General features: G+C 65.8%; 16 protein-coding genes. 6 read left to right on the top strand and 10 right to left on the bottom strand.

The annotated features are described in order from the left end of the window. The first annotated feature begins 64 nt into the window (after window positions 1-64). The 4 genes from ACQ7JA_RS15805 (at window position 65) to ACQ7JA_RS15790 (ending at window position 4,597) form a co-directional block, all read left to right on the top strand. On the top strand, window positions 65-568 hold the full coding sequence (locus ACQ7JA_RS15805) for a dihydrofolate reductase (protein WP_430899359.1): 504 nt from the start codon (window positions 65-67) through the stop codon (window positions 566-568). A gap of 1 nt (window position 569) precedes the next feature. After that, the gene (locus ACQ7JA_RS15800; protein ID WP_430899357.1) at window positions 570-1,208 is read left to right on the top strand and encodes a DUF4337 domain-containing protein; all 639 of its coding nucleotides are present in this window, start codon (window positions 570-572) and stop codon (window positions 1,206-1,208) included. 187 nt (window positions 1,209-1,395) lie between these two features. Then, window positions 1,396-3,654 carry an Orn/Lys/Arg decarboxylase N-terminal domain-containing protein gene (locus ACQ7JA_RS15795; protein ID WP_430899355.1) on the top strand — a complete coding sequence of 753 codons (2,259 nt, stop codon included), beginning with the start codon at window positions 1,396-1,398 and terminating at the stop codon, window positions 3,652-3,654. Window positions 3,655-3,736: 82 nt separating this feature from the next. Continuing rightward, window positions 3,737-4,597, top strand: coding sequence for a sigma-70 family RNA polymerase sigma factor (locus ACQ7JA_RS15790; protein WP_430899353.1), 861 nt, complete (start codon window positions 3,737-3,739; stop codon window positions 4,595-4,597). On the opposite strand, the gene ACQ7JA_RS15785 is transcribed toward ACQ7JA_RS15790, so the two are convergent. From ACQ7JA_RS15785 to ACQ7JA_RS15765, 5 genes are all read right to left on the bottom strand, one after another. Continuing rightward, a complete protein-coding gene (locus ACQ7JA_RS15785; protein WP_430899351.1) occupies window positions 4,584-5,231 on the bottom strand; it encodes a cation transporter in 648 nt (215 codons plus the stop codon). The two genes, ACQ7JA_RS15790 and ACQ7JA_RS15785, sit on opposite strands and share 14 nt — an antisense overlap. Before the next feature lie 35 nt (window positions 5,232-5,266). Then, window positions 5,267-5,833, bottom strand: a complete 567-nt coding sequence (dcd, locus tag ACQ7JA_RS15780) for a dCTP deaminase (RefSeq protein WP_258830132.1) — start codon at window positions 5,831-5,833, stop codon at window positions 5,267-5,269. A 37-nt stretch (window positions 5,834-5,870) separates the two neighbouring features. Then, window positions 5,871-6,686, bottom strand: coding sequence for an alpha/beta fold hydrolase (locus ACQ7JA_RS15775; protein ID WP_430899349.1), 816 nt, complete (start codon window positions 6,684-6,686; stop codon window positions 5,871-5,873). 66 nt (window positions 6,687-6,752) lie between these two features. Next, on the bottom strand, window positions 6,753-7,610 hold the full coding sequence (locus tag ACQ7JA_RS15770; RefSeq protein ID WP_430899347.1) for an intradiol ring-cleavage dioxygenase: 858 nt from the start codon (window positions 7,608-7,610) through the stop codon (window positions 6,753-6,755). A gap of 10 nt (window positions 7,611-7,620) precedes the next feature. Next, window positions 7,621-8,112, bottom strand: a complete 492-nt coding sequence (locus ACQ7JA_RS15765) for a Spy/CpxP family protein refolding chaperone (RefSeq protein WP_430899345.1) — start codon at window positions 8,110-8,112, stop codon at window positions 7,621-7,623. 136 nt (window positions 8,113-8,248) lie between these two features. On the opposite strand from ACQ7JA_RS15765, the gene ACQ7JA_RS15760 reads away from it, so the two are divergent. Together ACQ7JA_RS15760 and ACQ7JA_RS15755 are read left to right on the top strand one after the other, a co-directional pair. Beyond that, entirely contained in the window at window positions 8,249-8,929 is a 681-nt protein-coding gene (locus ACQ7JA_RS15760; protein WP_430899343.1) for a response regulator transcription factor, read from the top strand. Between the two features lies 1 nt (window position 8,930). After that, complete coding sequence (locus tag ACQ7JA_RS15755) at window positions 8,931-10,307, top strand: ATP-binding protein (RefSeq protein ID WP_430899341.1); 1,377 nt, start codon at window positions 8,931-8,933, stop codon at window positions 10,305-10,307. Here the strand turns inward: ACQ7JA_RS15755 and ACQ7JA_RS15750 are convergent. The 5 genes from ACQ7JA_RS15750 to ACQ7JA_RS15730 form a co-directional block, all read right to left on the bottom strand. Then, window positions 10,304-12,658 carry a DNA internalization-related competence protein ComEC/Rec2 gene (locus tag ACQ7JA_RS15750; protein ID WP_430899434.1) on the bottom strand — a complete coding sequence of 785 codons (2,355 nt, stop codon included), beginning with the start codon at window positions 12,656-12,658 and terminating at the stop codon, window positions 10,304-10,306. The genes ACQ7JA_RS15755 and ACQ7JA_RS15750 overlap by 4 nt on opposite strands. A 48-nt stretch (window positions 12,659-12,706) precedes the next feature. Next, window positions 12,707-13,042: a T6SS immunity protein Tli4 family protein gene (locus ACQ7JA_RS15745; RefSeq protein ID WP_430899339.1), complete on the bottom strand. Its 336-nt coding sequence runs from the start codon at window positions 13,040-13,042 to the stop codon at window positions 12,707-12,709. 80 nt (window positions 13,043-13,122) lie between these two features. Then, window positions 13,123-14,859: a T6SS immunity protein Tli4 family protein gene (locus tag ACQ7JA_RS15740; protein ID WP_430899337.1), complete on the bottom strand. Its 1,737-nt coding sequence runs from the start codon at window positions 14,857-14,859 to the stop codon at window positions 13,123-13,125. After that, window positions 14,856-16,592, bottom strand: coding sequence for an esterase/lipase family protein (locus ACQ7JA_RS15735; RefSeq protein ID WP_430899335.1), 1,737 nt, complete (start codon window positions 16,590-16,592; stop codon window positions 14,856-14,858). Before ACQ7JA_RS15735 ends, ACQ7JA_RS15740 begins: the two co-directional genes overlap by 4 nt. A gap of 25 nt (window positions 16,593-16,617) precedes the next feature. Further along, window positions 16,618-19,434 carry a type VI secretion system Vgr family protein gene (locus tag ACQ7JA_RS15730; RefSeq protein ID WP_430899333.1) on the bottom strand — a complete coding sequence of 939 codons (2,817 nt, stop codon included), beginning with the start codon at window positions 19,432-19,434 and terminating at the stop codon, window positions 16,618-16,620. Window positions 19,435-19,610 lie beyond the last annotated feature (176 nt).

The raw sequence follows: 19,610 nt of genomic DNA, 5'->3' as shown, positions 1-19,610 counted from the left end.
CCGGCCTTGACATCGCGCTTCCAAAGCGACAACATTCGAACCCAATATTTACAAGGCGCATTCCGTGACAACGTTGCCCACTGACCTGACCCTTGTGGTGGCGATCGACGCCCAGCGCGGCATCGGCGTCGACAACCAGCTGCCCTGGCACCTGCCGGCCGACCTCGCCCACTTCAAACGCGTCACCCTGGGCAAGCCCATCGTGATGGGCCGCAAGACCTTCGATTCGATCGGCCGCCCCCTGCCGGGCCGCCGCAACATCGTGATCACCCGCAACCCGGACTGGACCGCCCCGGGGGTCGAGGTGGCGGGTTCGCTCCAGGCCGCCGTCGCACTCCTGCAGGGCGAACCGGCCAGCATCATCGGCGGCGCCCAGGTCTTCACGGAGGCGATGGACGTGGCGACGCGCATGATCGTTACCGAGATCGACCACGTGTTCCGCTGCGATACCTTCTTCCCGCCGATCGACCCGGCCATGTGGGTGGAAACCGCGCGCGAGCCCCATGCCGCGGAGGGCGACGGCGTCGGCTACGCCTTCGTGACCTACGAACGCAGGGAGCGCGGCTAGCATGGCGGACCATCCGGTACGTGCACCCGGCACCCGGGGCGGCGACGGCTTCGCAGGCAAGGTGGCGGTCCTGATCGCCATCCTCGCCACGCTGGGCACCATGTTCGGTTTCATCGGCAGCGCCTCGCACAACAATGCCGCCCTCTACAAGAGCAATGCGGCGATCGACAAGACCAGCGCGGCCAATGCCTGGGCCCACTACCAGGCCAAGTCCAGCCGCCAGAACCTGGCCGAACTGGCGGCAAGCCTGCCGGGCGTGGACCAGGCCTACTACCGCGAGCAGATCCGCCGCAACGGCGTCGAGAAGGAAAACATCCGCAAGGAAGCGGAACGCTTCGAGGCCGCCTCGCGCGAGTGGAACAGCCTGTCGGAGAAGGAACTGCACCGCCACCGCCAGTGGTCGGCCGCCTCGGTGGCCCAGCAGGTCGCGATCTCGCTGGCGGCGATCTCGCTGCTGTCGCGCCGCACCTGGCTGCTCGTGCTGACCAGTGCCGTGGCTGCCTTCGGCGTGACGCTGGCCATCTTCGCCGCGCTCCAGGCCGATCCGCTGCCCTTCACGGCCGGCCCACTGGCGGCCGCGCTCGGCGCGGCGCTGCTCACCGAGGCCTTCCGCCGGGTCGGGCGGCGCCTCGGCAAATAGGGGTGCACCCAGGTGTGCGCCCCTGCGCGGCTGAAGTGCTTACTCTTATCGAAGAGCTTGTAAAAAAAATTGCACCGGCGCGCGTAATTTCTGCGAAAATCCGTTTCCTCTTTTTCCCGGTGCCGTGGCGCGCGGATGGTCCGAACCGGACCGACCGCTTCCACGGCGCTTCGCTTTGGAGCTGTCCATGAAATTTCGTTTCCCCATCATCATCATCGACGAGGACTTCCGTTCCGAGAACACCTCCGGGCTCGGCATCCGCGCACTCGCGGCCGCCATGGAACAGGAAGGGATGGAAGTCGTCGGCCTGACCAGTTACGGCGACCTGTCCCAGTTCGCCCAGCAGCAGTCGCGCGCTTCCGCTTTCGTGCTGTCGATCGACGACGAGGAATTCGGCGGCGGCTCGCATGAGGAAACCGATTTCGCCCTGAGCCGCCTGCGCGCCTTCGTGCAGGAGATCCGCCACAAGAACGCGGACATCCCGATCTACATCTACGGCGAGACCCGCACCAGCCGCCACATTCCGAACGACATCCTGAAGGAGCTGCACGGCTTCATCCACATGTTCGAGGACACGCCGGAATTCGTCGCGCGCCACATCATCCGTGAAGCCAAGGCTTACCTGGATTCGCTCGCGCCGCCCTTCTTCCGCGCGCTGGTCAACTACGCCTACGACGGCTCCTACTCCTGGCACTGCCCGGGCCACTCGGGTGGCGTCGCCTTTCTGAAGTCGCCGGTCGGCCAGATGTTCCACCAGTTCTTTGGCGAGAACATGCTGCGCGCCGACGTCTGCAACGCGGTCGAGGAACTGGGCCAGCTGCTGGACCACACCGGCCCGGTCGCCAAATCCGAGCGCAATGCCGCGCGCATCTACAGCGCCGACCACTGCTACTTCGTCACCAACGGCACCTCGACCTCGAACAAGATGGTCTGGCACAGCACGGTCGCCCCTGGCGACATCGTGGTCGTCGACCGTAACTGCCACAAGTCTATCCTGCACTCGATCATCATGTGCGGCGCGATCCCCGTGTTCCTGATGCCGACCCGGAACAACCTCGGCATCATCGGCCCGATCCCGCTGGAAGAATTCACCCCTGAGTCGATCGCCCGCAAGATCGAGGCGAACCCGTTCGCGCGCGATGCCGTGAACAAGAAGCCGCGCATCCTCACCATCACCCAGTCGACCTACGACGGCGTGGTGTACAACGTCGAGACCCTGCGCGAAATGCTGGACGGGAAGATCGACACCCTGCACTTCGACGAAGCCTGGCTGCCGCACGCCGCCTTCCACAGCTTCTACAAGAACATGCACGCGATCGGCGAAGGCCGTCCGCGCGCCAAGCAGTCGATGATCTTCTCGACCCAGTCGACGCACAAGCTGCTGGCCGGCCTGTCGCAGGCTTCGCAGGTGCTGGTGCGCGAATCGGAGACCGTCAAGCTGGACCAGGACGCCTTCAACGAGGCCTACCTGATGCACACCTCGACCTCGCCCCAATACTCGATCATCGCTTCCTGCGACGTCGCCGCGGCCATGATGGAAGCGCCGGGCGGCACCGCCCTGGTCGAGGAATCGATCCTGGAAGCGCTCGACTTCCGCCGCGCCATGAAGAAGGTCGACGCCGAGTACGGCGACGACTGGTGGTTCAAGGTCTGGGGCCCGGACGTCGCTTCCGAGGAAGGCATCGGCGGCCAGGAGGACTGGATGATCCACGCCGAGGACGACTGGCACGGCTTCGGCAAGCTGGCCCCGGGCTTCAACATGCTCGATCCGATCAAGTCGACCATCGTGACCCCGGGCCTGTCGCTCGACGGCCAGTTTGGCGAGACCGGCATCCCGGCATCGATCGTGACCAAGTACCTGGCCGAGCACGGCGTGATCATCGAGAAGTGCGGCCTGTACTCCTTCTTCATCATGTTCACGATCGGTATCACCAAGGGCCGCTGGAACACCCTGGTGACGGCGCTGCAGCAGTTCAAGGACGACTACGACCGCAACGCCCAGATGTGGCGCGTGATGCCGCAGTTCGCCGCGGCCAACCCGCGCTACGAGAACCGCGGCCTGCGCGACCTGTGCACCGAGATCCACGGCTTCTACAAGCAGTACGACGTGGCGCGCCTGACCACCGAGATGTACCTGTCGGACATGGTCCCGGCCATGAAGCCGTCGGATGCGTTTGCGAAGATGGCGCACCGCCAGATCGAGCGCGTGGCGATCGACGAGCTGGAAGGCCGCATCACCGCGATCCTGCTGACGCCTTACCCGCCGGGCATTCCGCTCCTGATCCCGGGCGAGCGCTTCAACAAGACCATCGTCGACTACCTGCGCTTCGCACGCGACTTCAACGAGCGCTTCCCGGGCTTCGAGACCGACGTGCACGGGCTGGTCAAGCGTGAAGTCGATGGCAAGCGCGGCTACTTCGTCGACTGCGTGAAGCAGGACGCGTAAGCCGCGCCTCTCCCGAACGAGGGCCCCTTCCGGGGCCCTCTTTTTTTGTCGCTTGCGGTCCGATGCGCTAAGCTATCGCGCCATGGACCCCACCGCCTTCTTCACCATCCGCCGCCCGCGCCTGCAGCGCATCGCCTACCGCATGCTCGGCTCCGTCGCCGAAGCCGAGGACGTCGTGCAGGACGCGTGGCTGCGCTGGCATCAGCTTGCACAGGATCGCGACCGCGAGCCGGTCGTCGAACCCGAGGCCTGGCTGGTGCGCACCGTCACGCGCCTGTGCCTGGACGTGCTGAAGTCCAGCCGGGTCAAGCGCGAGACCTATATCGGCCCCTGGCTGCCCGAGCCCTTCGTCGACCCCGAGGACGAGTCGGACGACATCACCCTGCCCCTGATGCTGGCCATGGAGCGCCTGTCGCCTTTGGAACGCGCCGCCTTCCTGCTGCACGACGTGTTCGAGCTCGATTTCAATGAGGTAGGCCAAGCCATCGGCCGCGAGAGCGCGGCGGCGCGCCAGCTGGCCAGCCGTGCGCGCAGCCATGTGCAGGATGCGCGCCCGCGCTTTCCCGTCTCGCGCGAGGAGCAGGACCGCATCGCCGGCGCCTTCTTCGCCGCCACCCGCAACGGCGACCTGGGACAGCTCAAGCAGCTCCTGGCGGACAATGTGGTGTTCTACGGCGACGGCGGCGGCAAGCGCAATGCGACCGTCAATCCGATCTACGGACTGGACAAGGTGGCGCGCCTGCTGGGCGCCCTGGTCGAGAAAGCGGGATGGAACACGGTCGAGGTCCTGCGCGAGACGCGCATCGGCGGCCTGCCGGGCCGGATCACGATGGAGAACGACGCCCTGCCCCAGGCGATGGCGCTGGAGATCGACGGCGGCAGGATCGTGGCGATCTACGTCACCCGCAACCCCGACAAGCTGGGCCACCTCAGCGGCGCTTGAGCTCCATCGTGACCGTCGCCGTGGCGCACATCTCGCCGCGCGCCTGGAGAATGACGGTGCGCGCCGCCGACAGGCCGAGCAGGCCCATGACCGTTGCCACCAGCAGGTCGGGCAGGCCGCTGCCCGTCTGGAATACCCCCAGCGCGGCCAGCATCACGGCGACGTTGCCGATGGCATCGTTGCGGGTGCAGAGCCACACCGAGCGCATGTTCGCGTCGCCGTTCCGATAGGCGAACAGCAGCGCGGCGACCAGGCAGTTGGCAGCCAGCGCGGCGAAGCCGATCCAGCCCATCGTCTGCGCTTGCGGCACGGTGCCGCTGTGCAGGTGCCAGAGGGCGCTCGCGAGCACGAAGACGCCGTAGCCGCCCATGGTCGCGCCCTTGACGAGGGCGGTGCGCGAACGCCAGATGGGCGCCAGGCCGAGCACGAACAGGGAGATGCCGTAGTTGGCGGCGTCGCCGAGGAAGTCGACGGCGTCCGCCAGCAGCGACACCGAACCGGATGCCCAGCCGCCGACGATCTCGACGCCGAACATGAGAAAGTTGACCCACAGCGCGATCCACAGGATGCGCCGGTAGGCAGGATCGACGGGCGGCTTATCGGACGAGCAGCCGCCGCTGCAGCATGCGGACATGATTCACTTTTAGGCGGGTACTGCCAAAAATCGTATCAGGTTTTCGGCAGGGTGACGCCGTGCTGGCCCTGGTACTTGCCGCCACGGTCCTTGTACGAGGTCTCGCAGACTTCGTCGGATTCGAAGAACAGCACCTGGGCGCAGCCTTCGCCGGCATAGATCTTCGCGGGCAGCGGCGTGGTGTTCGAGAACTCCAGGGTCACGTAGCCTTCCCATTCCGGCTCGAAGGGCGTGACGTTGACGATGATGCCGCAGCGCGCATAGGTCGACTTGCCGAGGCAGACGGTCAGCACGTTGCGCGGGATGCGGAAGTACTCGATGGTGCGGGCCAGCGCGAAGGAATTCGGCGGGATGATGCACACGTCGCTCTTCACGTCGACGAAGGAATTGGAATCGAAATTCTTCGGGTCGACGATGGTGCTGTTGATGTTCGTGAACACCTTGAATTCGTCGGCGCAGCGGATGTCGTAGCCGTACGAGGAGGTGCCGAAGGAGATGATCTTGCGACCGTCGGACTCGCGCACCTGGCGCGGTTCGAAGGGTTCGATCATGCCGGTTTGTTCCGCCATGCGGCGGATCCATTTGTCGCTCTTGATAGCCATTGTCGAAATTCCAAGAAATCAATCCCGCGATTTTACGCTAAATGACGGCCTCCGGCACCTTCGATGGCAGCAGCTTTTGAATCATGTCGTGGGTGAGCTTCGCGGTGGCTTCCGGCTTTTCGAGCGGATACAGGTGTCCGCCCTCGATCATGACGAGGTTTTCGCCCACCAGCCTGCGGGTCGCGTCCAGGCCGGCCTGGCGCAGCTCTTCCGAGGTCGTGCCGGCGATGAAGCCGATCGGCAGCGGGTAGGGTTCGCGGATGATGGCGCCCATGTGGTGCGGCAGCGTGTTGTAGATCTGCGTTTCGACGGCGCGGTCGAAACGCAGCTGCACGCCTTCCGGATGAGGCGTCAGTCCATGGTCGAGGTAATCGTCGAGCGCGCCCGGCGCCCAGGCCTGGAACATCGGTTTCGAGATGAAGTGCTGGTAGGCGCTTGCCCTGTCCGGCCACACGTTGCGGCGGCGTTCGGAGAACTTCGCGGGCGAGAAGCGCGAGCCGAGGCCGCGCGCCTTCACCAAACGCCAGGCGAAGGCGCGCCAGCCCGCCACCACGGGAGAGTCGAGCATCACGACGGCGCGCGCCAGGTCCGGACGCTGCTTGGCCGCCATCATGCTCAGCATGCCGCCCAGCGAGTGGCCGACCAGGATCGGCGGCTGGTCGTACTGCTCGAGGTGATGGATCAGTTCCTCGACCAGGCCGTGCCAGCCATCGCCCACGGGAAAGCGCGGATCGTGGCCGTACATATCGTGGGCGCGCACCTCGTAATGCGTACCGAGGGCCTGGAACAGCCGGCTGTAGGTGCCGGCCGGGTAGCTGTTCCCGTGGGAGAAATGCAGCAGAGGTTTGCTCATCGCGCTTCAAGCTTCTTTGACAACGGTTTTCCATTGTAATGAAAGAAGCCTGGGCGCGAACGGGGTTTAGAGGGAAACGCCTACAGTGAGGGTCGCCACGTAGCCCTGCGTGGCATTGCCTGTTACGCTCGCCATCTGCAGGGCCGTGCCGTCGCTGAACACATTGTCGGTGGCGAAGCTGATGCGCGCCAGGTTGCTCACGCTGGTGGCGTAGCCGCTGCTCCCATAGGCTTCGTTCATCGTCGTCAGGGGGAAGGTGAACTGCGAGGTCTTGACGCGGTTGGACGCGCTGCCGGCCTTCGCGAGCGTCGGGTACACCTCGAAATGCACGTGCGGCATGCGGCCGTCGTAGCAGCCCGGGAAGATGGTCTGGAAGGTGACCACGCCCTGGCTGTCCGCTTCCTGCACCCCGCGCAGGTAGTTCTCGTTGACGATGCCGTTCGAGTACATCGAGTAGCCGCCCTCGCGGGTACAGTGCCACAGGTAGACCGCCGCGCCGGCGGCCGCCGCGCAGTTCGCACCGACGTTCACGAGCTGCAGGCGGATCGTCAGCGGAATGCCCTGGGCAACACCCGTGGCGCCGGCCACGCTGGCGCGGATGTCGCTACGCACGATGCCGGACAGGACCAGCGCATTGGCCACGCCATTGCTGTTGCGGTTGGTGCCGTCGCCGGGATACGGGCCGCCGGTCTCCTCGGGGATGACCGAGCAGGCTGCAGCCGTGGTGGTGCCGGTGCTGCCGGTGCCGCCGCTACCCGTCGAGGAGGACGCGGTGCTGGCGGATTCTCCCTCTCCTCCACCGCAGCCTGCAAGCGGAATCGCCGCGGCGCCTGCCAGCAGCCAGCGCAGGGATTGGCGGCGGCTCGCCGCGCTGTTCAACATCGTGGCCAGGTCGTCGGCCAGGGTGGTGTGATGGTGTGACATGGCGGGCTCCTTATTGACGCGGTCCGCGCGCCGGGCGCTCGCTACGCAGCTGCTCGCGCTGCTGCGGCGTGAGCATGGCCATCACCTGTGCGTCGGTGCGCACGCGCAGCAGCGCTTCGGCGGCGACGGCCGCCCCGAACGCCTGGGCTGCCGCAGCGGCCCTGGCGTCGTCGAACCTGTCCGCGCCAGACGCCGCCCGCAGCGCCTCGAAGGCCTTGCGCTGCGCCTTGTCGTGCTCGCGCCGCTTCGGTGCGGCTTCATGCATGATGGCGAACAGGCGGTCCCGCTGGGCTTCGCTCAGGTCGATGCCCTCCAGGAGCGGATGCGCGCCGCGGCCGGGGTTGCGCGGTCCGTGGTCGGGCCCGCGGTCGGGGCCGCCGCGCGCATCTGGCCGCTCCAGCTCGGGCGGCATGGACTGGGCGAACGCCGCCGAGGCGTGCAGGGCGCCGGCCAGGCAGGCGCCGCCGAGGATGGCGGCGAGGCGGGGAAGAAGTGCTTTCATGGTCGTGTCCTTCGGGTATTTCGGAGCACGCATTGTGGTTTTACGCTGCGTTAAACGCTGTAAATCCGGTGTAAAACCGGGTAAATCTTACCCATCTACAACAATCTGATGCGGCCGTTTTGCTATCCTGCTTCCCATGAACCACGTACTGCTGATCGATGACGACGTCGAGCTCGTCACTATGTTTGCCGAATACCTCGCGCAGGAGGGCTTCGCCGTCACCTGCGTCCACAACGGCCAGGACGGCGCGCGCGCCGCGCTGAGCGGCGAGTATGCGATCGCCATCCTCGACGTCATGATGCCCGGGACGAACGGCATCGACGCCCTGCGCCTGATCCGCGCCGGCAGCCGCATACCGGTGCTGATGCTGACCGCGCGCGGCGACGACGCCGACCGCATCCTCGGCCTGGAGCTGGGCGCCGACGACTACGTCGCCAAGCCCTGCACCCCGCGCGAGCTGACCGCGCGCGTGCGCGCCATCCTGCGCCGCACGCAGGCGGCGCCCGACAACGGCACCGTGCTCACGGTCGGCAAGCTCGCCATGTATCCGGAACAGCGCCGCGTCACCTGGGACGGCACACCGGTCGAGCTGACCAGCACCGAATTCAACCTGCTCGAAGTCCTGGCGCGCAATGCGGGGCGGCCGGTGAGCAAGAACGAGCTGTCGGAACAGGGCCTGGGCCGGCCGCTGGCCCGCTTCGACCGCAACATCGACGTGCATCTGAGCAGCCTGCGCCACAAGCTCGGTCCCCTGGCGGACGGCCGCTCCTGCCTGCAGACGATCTATCGCCAGGGCTACCAGCTGATCCGGGACTAGCATGGGTCGCCTGTTCTGGAAGTTCTTCCTGTGCATCCTGCTGGCCCAGCTGGCCGCGACCATCGGCGTGATCGGCGCCTTCTGGCTGCGCGACCAGGCCAGCCGCCGCGCCGCCGAACTCGATACCGGCCCGCCCGCCTGGGTCGCCCTCGACGCCGCCGGCGCCACCCTGAAGCACGGCGGCCTGGCGGCCCTGCGTGGCATGCTCGGCGAGATGCAGCGGCCCCAGGTCTTCGTGCTCGACACCAGGCGCCACGAACTGCTGGGACGCACCGTCCCGCCCGAACTGCTGGCCGAAGTCGACCGCCAACTCGCCGGCGGCGAAGCCCCGCGCGGCATCCGCCGCATCACCGGCCCCGACGGCGAGCGCTACCTCGCCTTCGTGCAGCGCGTCTACCGCGGCGCGCCGCCGCGCATGGAGACCCCTGGCGGGCCGCCGCCCGGACCCGGCGGCCCCGGCTTCAACCGCCGCATCGGCCAGATCGCCGGCATCGTCGCCGCCACGCTGGCAAGCCTGCTGTTCGCCGCCCTGCTGGCCTGGTACTTCTCGCGTCCGATCCGCGCCCTGCGCAGCGCCTTCGAGGCCGCCTCGAGCGGCGACCTGGCGCCCCGCTTCGCGGGCGGCGCCCGCGCCGGCGACGAGCTGAGCGACCTGGGACGCGATTTCGACCGCATGAGCGCCCAGCTGCGCGCCCTGATGGACGGCCAGCGCCGCCTGCTGCACGACGTCTCGCACGAGCTGCGCTCGCCGCTGGCGCGGCTGCAGGCGGCGGTCGGCCTGGCTCACCAGCAGCCCGAGAAAATCGCCTCCTCGCTCGACCGCATCGAGCGCGAAAGCGTGCGCATGGACAAGCTGGTCGGCGGCCTCCTGACCCTGTCGCGCCTGGAAGCGCCGCCCGACTTCACCCGCCGCGAACAGATCGACCTCACCGAGCTCGCCGACGAGATCGTGGCCGATGCGCGCTTCGAGGCCGGCCCGGGCGCGCCACGGCTCAGCGTCGAGGCGCCCGGCGCCATCGTCGTCCAGGGCGACCCCGACCTGCTGTGGAGCGCGCTCGAGAACGTGGTGCGCAATGCGATCCGCCATGGCGGCGCCGGCGGCATCGTGGAGGTTCTGCTGCACGACGAAGGGACCCAGGCCAGGATCGAGGTGCTGGACCGCGGCCCCGGCATCGCGCCCAGCGACATGGCGGCAATCTTCGATCCCTTCTTCCGCGCCCAGGCCGCGCAGGCCACCGTCGACGGCCATGGCCTGGGCCTGCCGATTGCGCAGCGCGTGGTGCTGGCCCACGGGGGCGCCATCCACGCCGCCAACCGCGACGGCGGCGGCCTGCGGGTGACCATCACCCTGCCCCTCCAAGGTAAGCGGCCGGCTTAGGGCGCGTACCAGTAACGCCGGCGCTGCGCCCGGTACTCGGTGATCGTGAGTGTGTCGCCGAAGCCGAGCGTGACCGCCCCGGACCTGTCGGTGCGGATGCGGTGCACGCCCAGTTCGCCGTAGCGCGCGTAGATCTCTTTTTTCGGGTGGCGATAGCGATTGCGATGGCCAACCTGGAAGATGCTGACCGCCGGCTGGACGGCGCCCAGGAAGGCGGCCGTCGACGACGTGCCGCTGCCGTGGTGGGGCGCGAGCAGCACGTCGGCGCGCAGCCGCTCCGGCGCGCTTTGCAGGAGCTGCGCCTCCTGCGCCGCCTCGATGTCGGCCGCCAGCAGGATCGCGCCGCCCTTCCCGCTCACGCGCAGCACGCAGCTGCGCGCATTCGCCTTCAGCCCCGCATCCAGGTAGCTGTCCGGCGTGGGGCCGAGCATCTCGAAGCGCACGCCGTCCCAGGTCCAGCCCTGGCCCGCTTCGCAGCGCGTGTGCGTCGCTGCGCTCCCGACGACAGGATGGCCGGCCGGCAGCGAGGAGTAGACCTGCGCCACCGTGCTCCCCTTGAGCAGGGTCTGCGCGCCACCCGCATGATCGAGGTCGCTGTGCGAGACGAGCAGCGCGTCGAGCTGGCCGATCCCGCGTCCACGCAGGTAAGGCAGCAGGATGCGCCCGGCGGCGTCCTGGCCGGGCGCGTACTGGGGGCCGGCGTCGTACAGGAGCCGGTGGCGATGCGTCTCGACCAGCAAGGCCATGCCCTGCCCCACGTCGAAGGCGGTCACGGTGAAGGCGCCGTCATCGGGCGCGCTCGGGAGCTGGGTCAGCATCGGCAGCCACGCCGCCAGCCCTGCCCAGCGATGCGGCCAGCCGCGCGGCGCCAGCATCCAGGCGGTGCCCAGCACGGCCAGCGCGAAAATCCAGCCCTGCGGCGCGGGAGCGTTCCAGATCGCCAGCGGACCACTGGACAGCCAGGACAGACCCTCGGCCAGCAGCGCGACGGCGCCATGCGCCAGCCCCAGCACCCATCCCGCCAGCGGCGCGGGCAGCAGCGCGCCGACCAGGGCAAGGGGCGTGACCAGCAGGCTGATGACGGGGATGGCCACCGTGTTCGCCAGCGGGCTGACCAGCGACACCTGGGAGAACAGGAACATGGTCAGCGGCACCAGGCCGACGGTGACGGCGTACTGCGTGCGCGCCGCCATGGCGAGGGAGCGTCGCCAACCCCGCTCGCTGCGCACCCGGCCCATGTTTGCGTACAGGATCACGGCCACCGCCCCGAAGGAGAGCCAGAAGCCGGGCGCCAGCACCGCCCAGGGGTCGAGCAGCACCACCACGCCGAGGGCGAGGCAGAGCACCTGCGACAGCGTGACGATCCGGCCGCTGCATAGCGCCAGCGCGACCACAGCCAGCATGTAGAAGGTACGCTGGGCCGGCACGCCGAATCCGGCCAGCAGCACGTAGAGCATGGCGACCACGGCGCCCGTGATCGCCGCCGCCTTCTGCGCAGGCAGGAGCAGCGGCAGCGCGGCGCCCTCCAGGAAGAAGGAGCGCCGCCACAGGGCCGACATGAGCCAGGCGCCCAGGCCCGCCACCATCGTGACGTGCAGGCCCGAGATCGAGACCAGGTGGCTGATGCCGGTGCGGTTGAAGACGTCCCAGTCGGACTGCTCGATGCCGCGCTGGTCGCCGATCACCAGGGCCACGATGACGCCGGCATAGGGTTTGCCGTCGAGCTGCTGGAGAATATGGCGGCGCAGCGCTGAACGGGCGCGTTCGACCACGTGGCTGGGGCGTGGGACGAAGGTGTCGAGGCGCACGTTGCGCGCGCCGGCCGGACGCACGTAGCCGGTGGCGCGGATGCCCTGCGCGAGCAGCCAGGCTTCGTAATCGAAACCGTGGGGGTTGGCGTTGCCGTGGGGGCGCTGCAGCCGGACGACGAGTTGCCAGCGTTCGCCGGGTTCGGGCAGCGTGCTGGCGACCGGCGCTTCCTGCCGTCCGTACCACGATAGAGCAATCCGGTTGGGAACGGCCGCATTGTGGGGGAAAAACCGTTCGACCCGGAAGTTGAAGCGCGTGCCACCCTCGAATGCATGAGGAAGGCTGTCCACGGTGCCGGTGATGGCGACGTCCACGCCCTCCTTTTGGTGGGGAAGAGCGTCTGCCAGCGCCATGTGGGCCGAGGCGGAGGCCCAGGAGGCTCCAAACAGGGCAGCAGCCAGCAGTAAGGCAGCATGACGGCGCAGTACTGCGAGCAGCACCGCGGCCGCCATCAAACAGAGGATGTCGGCCAATGATGGCAGCTCGCTTCGCGTCTGCATCCAGCAGACGCCGGTCAGGAATGCAAGGATCAGGCAACGCATGCCGTCCAACCAAAGGAGCATGCATGGAGTCGGCGCTCGTCTCGCATTTCACCTGTCATGTATGCCGCGAGTTTGCTTGACGTTAGGCTTAAGCAAGGTTGGCTGGAGCCTCAAGCTTGCACACATGGCGTCCCAGAGAGCGAACGCGGCCTTCTTCGAGAACGAACTTGAAACAGGGCCGCTGGGTCCATTCCCGGTGCTCATTCTGAAGGATAGTTGAGGCTTTAAGGCATTGGTCAGAAAGGAGATGTCGCGCTTGTCCTGACCGTGCACTTCACGCACGTGTATCACTCCGCCTGCGAAGCAGAGGATAACAAGGACGACGACGATCCCGACCAAGGCCGAGTACAGTGTGATTCGCACATATTGTATTGGACCCTGCATGGAGGTCAGTTCCCCAATAGGATTGGAAATATGTCGGGCAGAGGACGCCGTGGGGTGTCCGGCTAGCTCCCACGTGCGGGCTACGATAAGGAATCTGGGTCCGCCTTCCCTGTCGAGCCGATTCGAACCGGCGCATCGGCAAGCCTCACCAAACGCCACTCGCCACGACGTTGAATTGACTTTGGCGCGTTCGCGGAACGCCCGAACACGCCCGGAGGCACGGCAAACGTCGCTGGAGGAAGCAACGCCCCCTTTGCAAACCACCGCGTCCCGTCCAGCGCGTGCGATTCCTCACAGCGCCACCACCCGCTTGCCGGGCACGGGAAGCCAGTGACTGCAAATGTCCCTAATGGCACTACTCGTTCAGGAAGCGCACCTGAGCCATTTGCGGCTGTATGCGAATCCGCAGGTACGGTAGGCGGGACCAACGGCAATTCCGGCTGCTCCCTTTTTCTCGCCCGTTTATCGACCAGCTTCCAGGGCGTCTTGTTTGCCGACTCAAAGCTTGGCTGCAGGCCCCGCACCCGGTCCCATATGGTTCGCGGCGGGAGAAGCAGCGCTTGTGGCATGGTTTCGCCTTCCCTGACATATTGCCGCTGCCCGCCGAGGACTCCGACTCCGTTGCCTCCATCGCCACATAACCACCAGCCACTTTGTGGACAACGCTCGCCTGCTGACACATAGGTACCGATCGGTATCGGCGAGGCATCGCGCTGTCCACCGACCTGGGGTTGAAGCGGGCGCAAGCGAATACGCGAGGTGATGGTGTCCCATAGCCGCATTGCTGCACCGTCCGAAAGTGAAGATTGGACAGGACCGTCGGTACTGTTACCGGTACTCATCTTAAAAACGAGGTGAGGTACAAGTACGTTGTCCCGGGTGCCATTTACCTCCCACCAGAAGCTGTGGACGTTCGCGTCATTCTCCTCAACAATCAGTTCCACCAGCTCATCCCCGGAAATACCAGCGATCTCCCGGGGAGCGGCGCGTAATTGCGTAATCCGCATCCTTTCTGCCAGTGAACGTTGAGCCAAGGCTTCATTACTTCGTTCAAGCAGCCCCTGCTCGTCAGGCTTCAGGCCTGCCCCGAGAATCAGCTTGAAGTCAATATCAGGATGACTCGGCAACCGGGCGAACATCATGATGGCCTCACGCTGATCTGCGGTGAGAGGATCGCGGATGTAGGCGCGATCAATACAAAAACCCGGTTCGGAGGGAATGCTGTTGCCGGGATTGGCCACAAGTTTGTCGACCAAGGCAGGTATGTCTTCAATCCATTCGAGAGCACGTCCCGCGGACGACAGGTCGATGCTGACGCCGTTTCCGTGTACGAGCGCCTCGACGGTCACACCCTCGTAGCGATAGCGCTCGACTTCCAACCCGTTCCCTTGTGTACCTTCGGTAATGGTACGGCTATGCACGAATATCTTGCCCTCAAGACCACTGGTCGTCTTTACTGCGCTTGCCAGTTCAAGATTTTTGTCACCGCCAAGCCGGTCCGGCATGGCCTGAATCTGGCTTTCACGCTCAGCAAGACGTTTATGGAACTCATCAAGCGTCTCGTCGAATGTCGCAATATTGATTCCATCGATCCGGGCCTGGCCGAATTCGACCTGCGCTTCTTCCGGCATGTCGATGAGAAATCTGCCGACGCACTCAGTCTTCATTTGTTGAGTCATGCGTGCTACCTCGTATTTATCGCGACGGACAGTCTCATGCTTGTCCAGCACCTCACCCACCGCCCAGGTAGCCGCCAATCCCGCGCAAAGAATCCCGGCCAGCATGATTGCCAGCCGGGTCGGCAGCCAACGCTTCACGAGATCTCCTGGACAATCTTCGTAATCAAACGGAGTGTTAGCATGAGCATGTCGCTATTGTTGTACGCCTCCTGGTGAACGTAGCCTTCCGTTGCAAAGACCTGCTTCGCTTTCCCGGTCGGTCCTGCGCCTGATTGATGCGGAACAGTTCCATCTCCGCTAGTGTCCTGAACTTCAGGGGCAAATCGGAGCTCGGTGCTTTCCTCCACCATCACACGTCGCTGTCCGGTAGTTGACTGCCCCAGATAGCGTGCTGCAGCGAGATTCGCTGGCGTAAGCGCAGTGGTATGTCCACCCTTCTGAAATGCAATCCATCGCACCTGTCCAAACGATAGTTCCGACTTGTCGTTACCGTAAAATGCGTAGGTATTGGGGTGGTAGTAGTCCCCAAGGCTACGATGAAAATGTTCTGCCGCGTTGATTGCTTGTTTGATAGCGATTTCAATGCCACCTTGCTTTCCGATATATTTGTCTGCTGGGTCTGCGATGGATGGATTTATCAAACGAAACCAAGACTTCGTGTCCCGGTACAGATCGTAGGGATTCTGTAGTTTCGCGTTTGGAAAATGCAGTGCGTCGTAAGACGCAGTTTGCGGCCGGGAAGGGTCGCCGCTACCAACTTGGTCGCCTCGGTTCGCACCCACAAATTTTACGACGCGGACGTGTAGCCATGGACCGGGATAAAGGTGATTCGGCAACATCTCGAGTGCGCCAGGCGAGGTTGCCAGCACAGGTGTCGTCTTCTCGGTGCTTGTTCCGAGGGTCATGGCGATCCTGGACATGACGAAGTTCTCGAGAGGATAACTTCCCGGGCTAAGTGCTTCGGTGCCGCAAGCGATGCGGCGATACGCGACCGGCGCCCCAAGCGCGGGCATTGCGCCATGGATTACCCCGGCGATCTTGTCCGGAATGCGCTTCGCGCATGCTCTGGCCACGAGTCCGCCCATCGAGTGCGTAACGAGGATGACCTTGCTGCATTGCCTCTTTCTCTTCGTCCACGAGTCAATGATCGCAAGGATGCGTTTTTCGAGTAACTCCGAGGATGTGTTGCAATCGTCTAACCAGCAATATCCCACCGCGTACACAGGAAAGTAATACTGAGCATGCTTCTCCAGCTGGCCCTCTGTTAATCGTGCAAATTCTCGCAGACCCCATCGCCGTGGATCGTAATTCATGACTTCCTTCCACTGCGGCCTGACGAAACGCGTACGCATTTGCTCGTCGAAACCGAAGGTCTGGTTCAATCGGGTTTGAAGCGAGTACAGGAGCGCTCCGTAAGAATCTGCATGGACTTCTCCCCACCCACGTTCACGAAGCTCTCGCTCTGTTAACACATAGCCGTCATCTGGTTCGGGCAAGCGCACCGGACCATTGTCGTCCACTTCGAGTGTTGCGCGATCTAACAGGAGTTGACGGTCTCTTGGCGAGAAATTGTCCCAATCCTTGGAGGCACGGTATCCCTCACGCGCCCCGTTAGGCGGGCGCCATGCAGGCTCCCCCGGGCCGACCTTCTTGTTCCTCTCGTCGTCGATTCGGCCGAGTCGAGGTTGGCGTTTTGCCCGGAGGTTACTGCCCATGATTCCAGGCACGACGATGACTGGGACGATCTTGTTCGGAGGCATCAGCCCCATCCCCCGAATCGTGTACTCCGCGGAAGACAGGAAAGAGTTGACTTCCCACCCCCCATTGGAAAGGGGAATCAGGGGCGGCAGTGGTCTGGTGGACTCACCCATGACGGCTCCGGCCAGAAGATCGACTTCAAGGAAGAAGTTCGAAGCGCACCGGACCCAGGGCATCGCTCTGGATCAAAGAGGTACGTCCGAGCTCGTCGCTTTTCCCTGCGATGGTCCTGCCGTCGTCCAGGTGGGCGATGTAGCGTTGGTGGGGTATCGGTTCGCGCGTTTGCAGGTGGCGCAGGACGAGTCGTTCGTCGCTGCGCAGTTTGGTTTGAGCAAAATCGAGTTTGGTAGGGTCGCCCCCTTCCGGTCCGGAACGCAGGTGCGAGGCCGCCTTGATGAGATGTCCCCCTGTGCATTGCTCGGTGATCTTCCCGTTCACCCAGTCCGTCTGCGCGCCCTGCGAGACGATGCGCACCGCAGGCGCTTCGAGGTGGATCGCCTCACCGGCGATCAGGCTGATGCGGCCGGACGACTTGATCTTGACCGCGCCCTGGTGGGTCTCCACCGTGATGTCGCCGCGGCCGGCAACCACCTTGACACCCAGCGCCTGGGCGAAGGCGCTGATGCCGCGCGCCGCCCGCAGGAAGATGTTGCGGCCGCTCGACGCGCGCACGTCGGCGCCGCTGACCAGGTCGAGCTGGCTTTGGGAGCCGACCGAAACGCTTTCCTGGCTGGCCATCACGATGCCTGCCGGGGCGGTCACGGCGACGACGGCTTCGGCCCCCTGCGCGTCCGGCGCAACGTTCGAACCATGTTCCCAGGACTTGAGTTTCTCCGTGAGCTCGGCGAGCTGGCGGGTGCTCTCCTCGTCGCCGGTATGCTGCTCCGCCAGCTTCGTCACCTCGTCGGCGATGCTCTGCATCAGTTCCGCCAGGCCGAGCAGTCCTGCGCGCGCCAGGTGGGACCCGGCCCCGTCGGACGCGGCCTCGGCGGTCAGCAACACCCCTTTCTTGCCGCGGATCGCCACGCTGCGATCGCTGCGCAGTTCCGCGCCCTCTCCGCGCGGCGCTGCCGTCCCGTTCGCCTTCGGTTGCGTCAGCCAGCCGAGGTTCAGCTGCGAGGCCCCGTGGTCGCTCGCCAGCTGGGCGCTGATCTCGCCGCGTGTGTCGTCGAAGCGCAGCTGGTTGCCGCGCTGGCCGCCGATCTCCCGCGTGCGGGTGCCCGACAGGTAGCGGTTGCCCGGCAGGGCGCCACCGGCGGCATCCATGCCGTGCAGGCCCAGGGCCGGCGGTTCGCCACGCTGGTTGAAGACCTGCGAGAGGACCACGGGCCGATCGGGATCGCCGCCGAGGAAGGCAACCAGCACTTCGCTCCCGACGCGCGGCAGAGACAGCGTGCCGCACTGCCGGTTGGCGCCCGGTCCATTGCCGGCCCAGTTGGAGGCCACCCGCACCCAGGCCGAGTCGGCGGGCGTATCGGAGGCGCCGGCGCCATGTGCGTGCTTGTGGTCGCCCGCACGCATGCCCGGGAAGCGGATCTTCACCCGGCCCAGCGCATCGCAATGCACCTCCTCGCCCGGCGGGCCGACCACGATGGCGCTCTGCAGCTGCGGGTGCGGCAGGTCGAAGCGCGGGTCGAAGCTCGGTGCCAGCGGGATGCCGCGGCGCACGCAGTCGAAGCGTATGCGCACGCGCACGCCGTCGCCGCCCACCGGGTGTTCGTTGGGCGCCAGCATGGCGCGCTCGGGATTGAAATGTCCCAGCAGGCGCCGCACCCGGGCCGACAGTTCGGTGGGCAGGTTGTTCTCCGCTTCCATCCACACGGTCGTGACGACGAAATCGCGCTCGGCTTCCGGGTGGGTGTCGATCTCGGGGTGGCCGCTCAGGGTGAAGTATTCGCCCGCGCACAGGTCGCGCACGCTGCCTTCGCCATGGAAGCACTTGGTATCGAACTCGTGGCGGTTCATGCGCACCTGGCCGAGGCGCCAGTGGTCTTCGACGTCGTGGCCGGCATGGGGCATTTCGACCAGGTAGTCGTCCAGGCTGGCCGCGAGTGCATTGCCGCTGCGGCCCTGGTCGGCCATGCTGCGGGCCGTGGTCGTCATGAACTGCACGCCCAGGGGATTGCGGTAGTCCCAGCTGTGGCGGGTGATCGAGCCCGGCTGCAGGCGGCGTGCGGCGCACCAGGAGACGACGGTATCGCGCTCCAGGGTGGCGTCGTCGCGGTGGTAGCGCACGCTGCCGGCGGCGCTGCGCGGCAGCGCCGCCGGGTCGGAGAACAGCACCAGGGTGTGGACCGGGGTGTCGTCCGCCTCGGGTTCGCCGGTGGCCGAGCTGGCGCGAGCGCGGCCCGGGCGGAAGGTCCAGGCGATGCCGCGCCGCTTGAGCAGGCGCCGCACGAAAGCGGCGTCGGATTCGTTGTACTGCATGGTCTGTTCGCGGGGCGGATACTGGCGCATGTCGAACAGCGGATCGAGCTCGTAGTCGAAGGCGCTGGCCATGACGCTGTTGGACTGGCGCCATTCGTCGAACAGCACCTGCACGATTTCCAGTTCGCTCTGGTAGCGGAACACCCGGCTGTTGACGCGCTTTTCCATCACGGCCAGGGCGTCGCGCAGCACCAGCTGGTAGACGGCCAGGCCGCCGTCGTGGTCGCCGGCGCGCGCTTCGGCGACGATGCCGCAGATGCTGCGCAGCTGGCCGCGGTCGGTCACCATCTGCAGTTCGGCCGGCAGCGCGATGAGCTCCTTGAGCGGCAGGCGCGGCGTGTCGGCCACGCAGGTGATCAGGTACTCGAAGCCCCCGCAGACGGACTCCTGCCCCTGCACCCGCTGCGGCAGCAGCAGTTCGTCAGCCAGGTGGTCGGCATGGGCAAGGCGCAACCGGATCGGCCGGTGAGCGGTCGTCAGCGACTTCTCGTGCCGTAGCATCCGCAGGAATTCGCTCGCGCTGTCCAAGTCCTTCTCCCTCTTGCATGGTTGCTCGTGGCTGCTGGTGCAGCGAAGAATGCATATTGGCAGAATGGTTGAGGCGCGGCATTGGCCTGTCACAATGCCGGAAATGAACTTTCACGAGCGCGCCACGGTCGTGCGCGGGCAGACACTGGAGGAGCCAGCAAGTTTTAGTAGTAAGC

This window comes from Massilia sp. BKSP1R2A-1, assembly GCF_050586525.1.
Lineage (GTDB): Bacteria > Pseudomonadota > Gammaproteobacteria > Burkholderiales > Burkholderiaceae_D > Telluria.
Note: the sequence above shows the minus strand (reverse complement) of the source record. Positions and strands in the feature narration are given on the sequence as shown.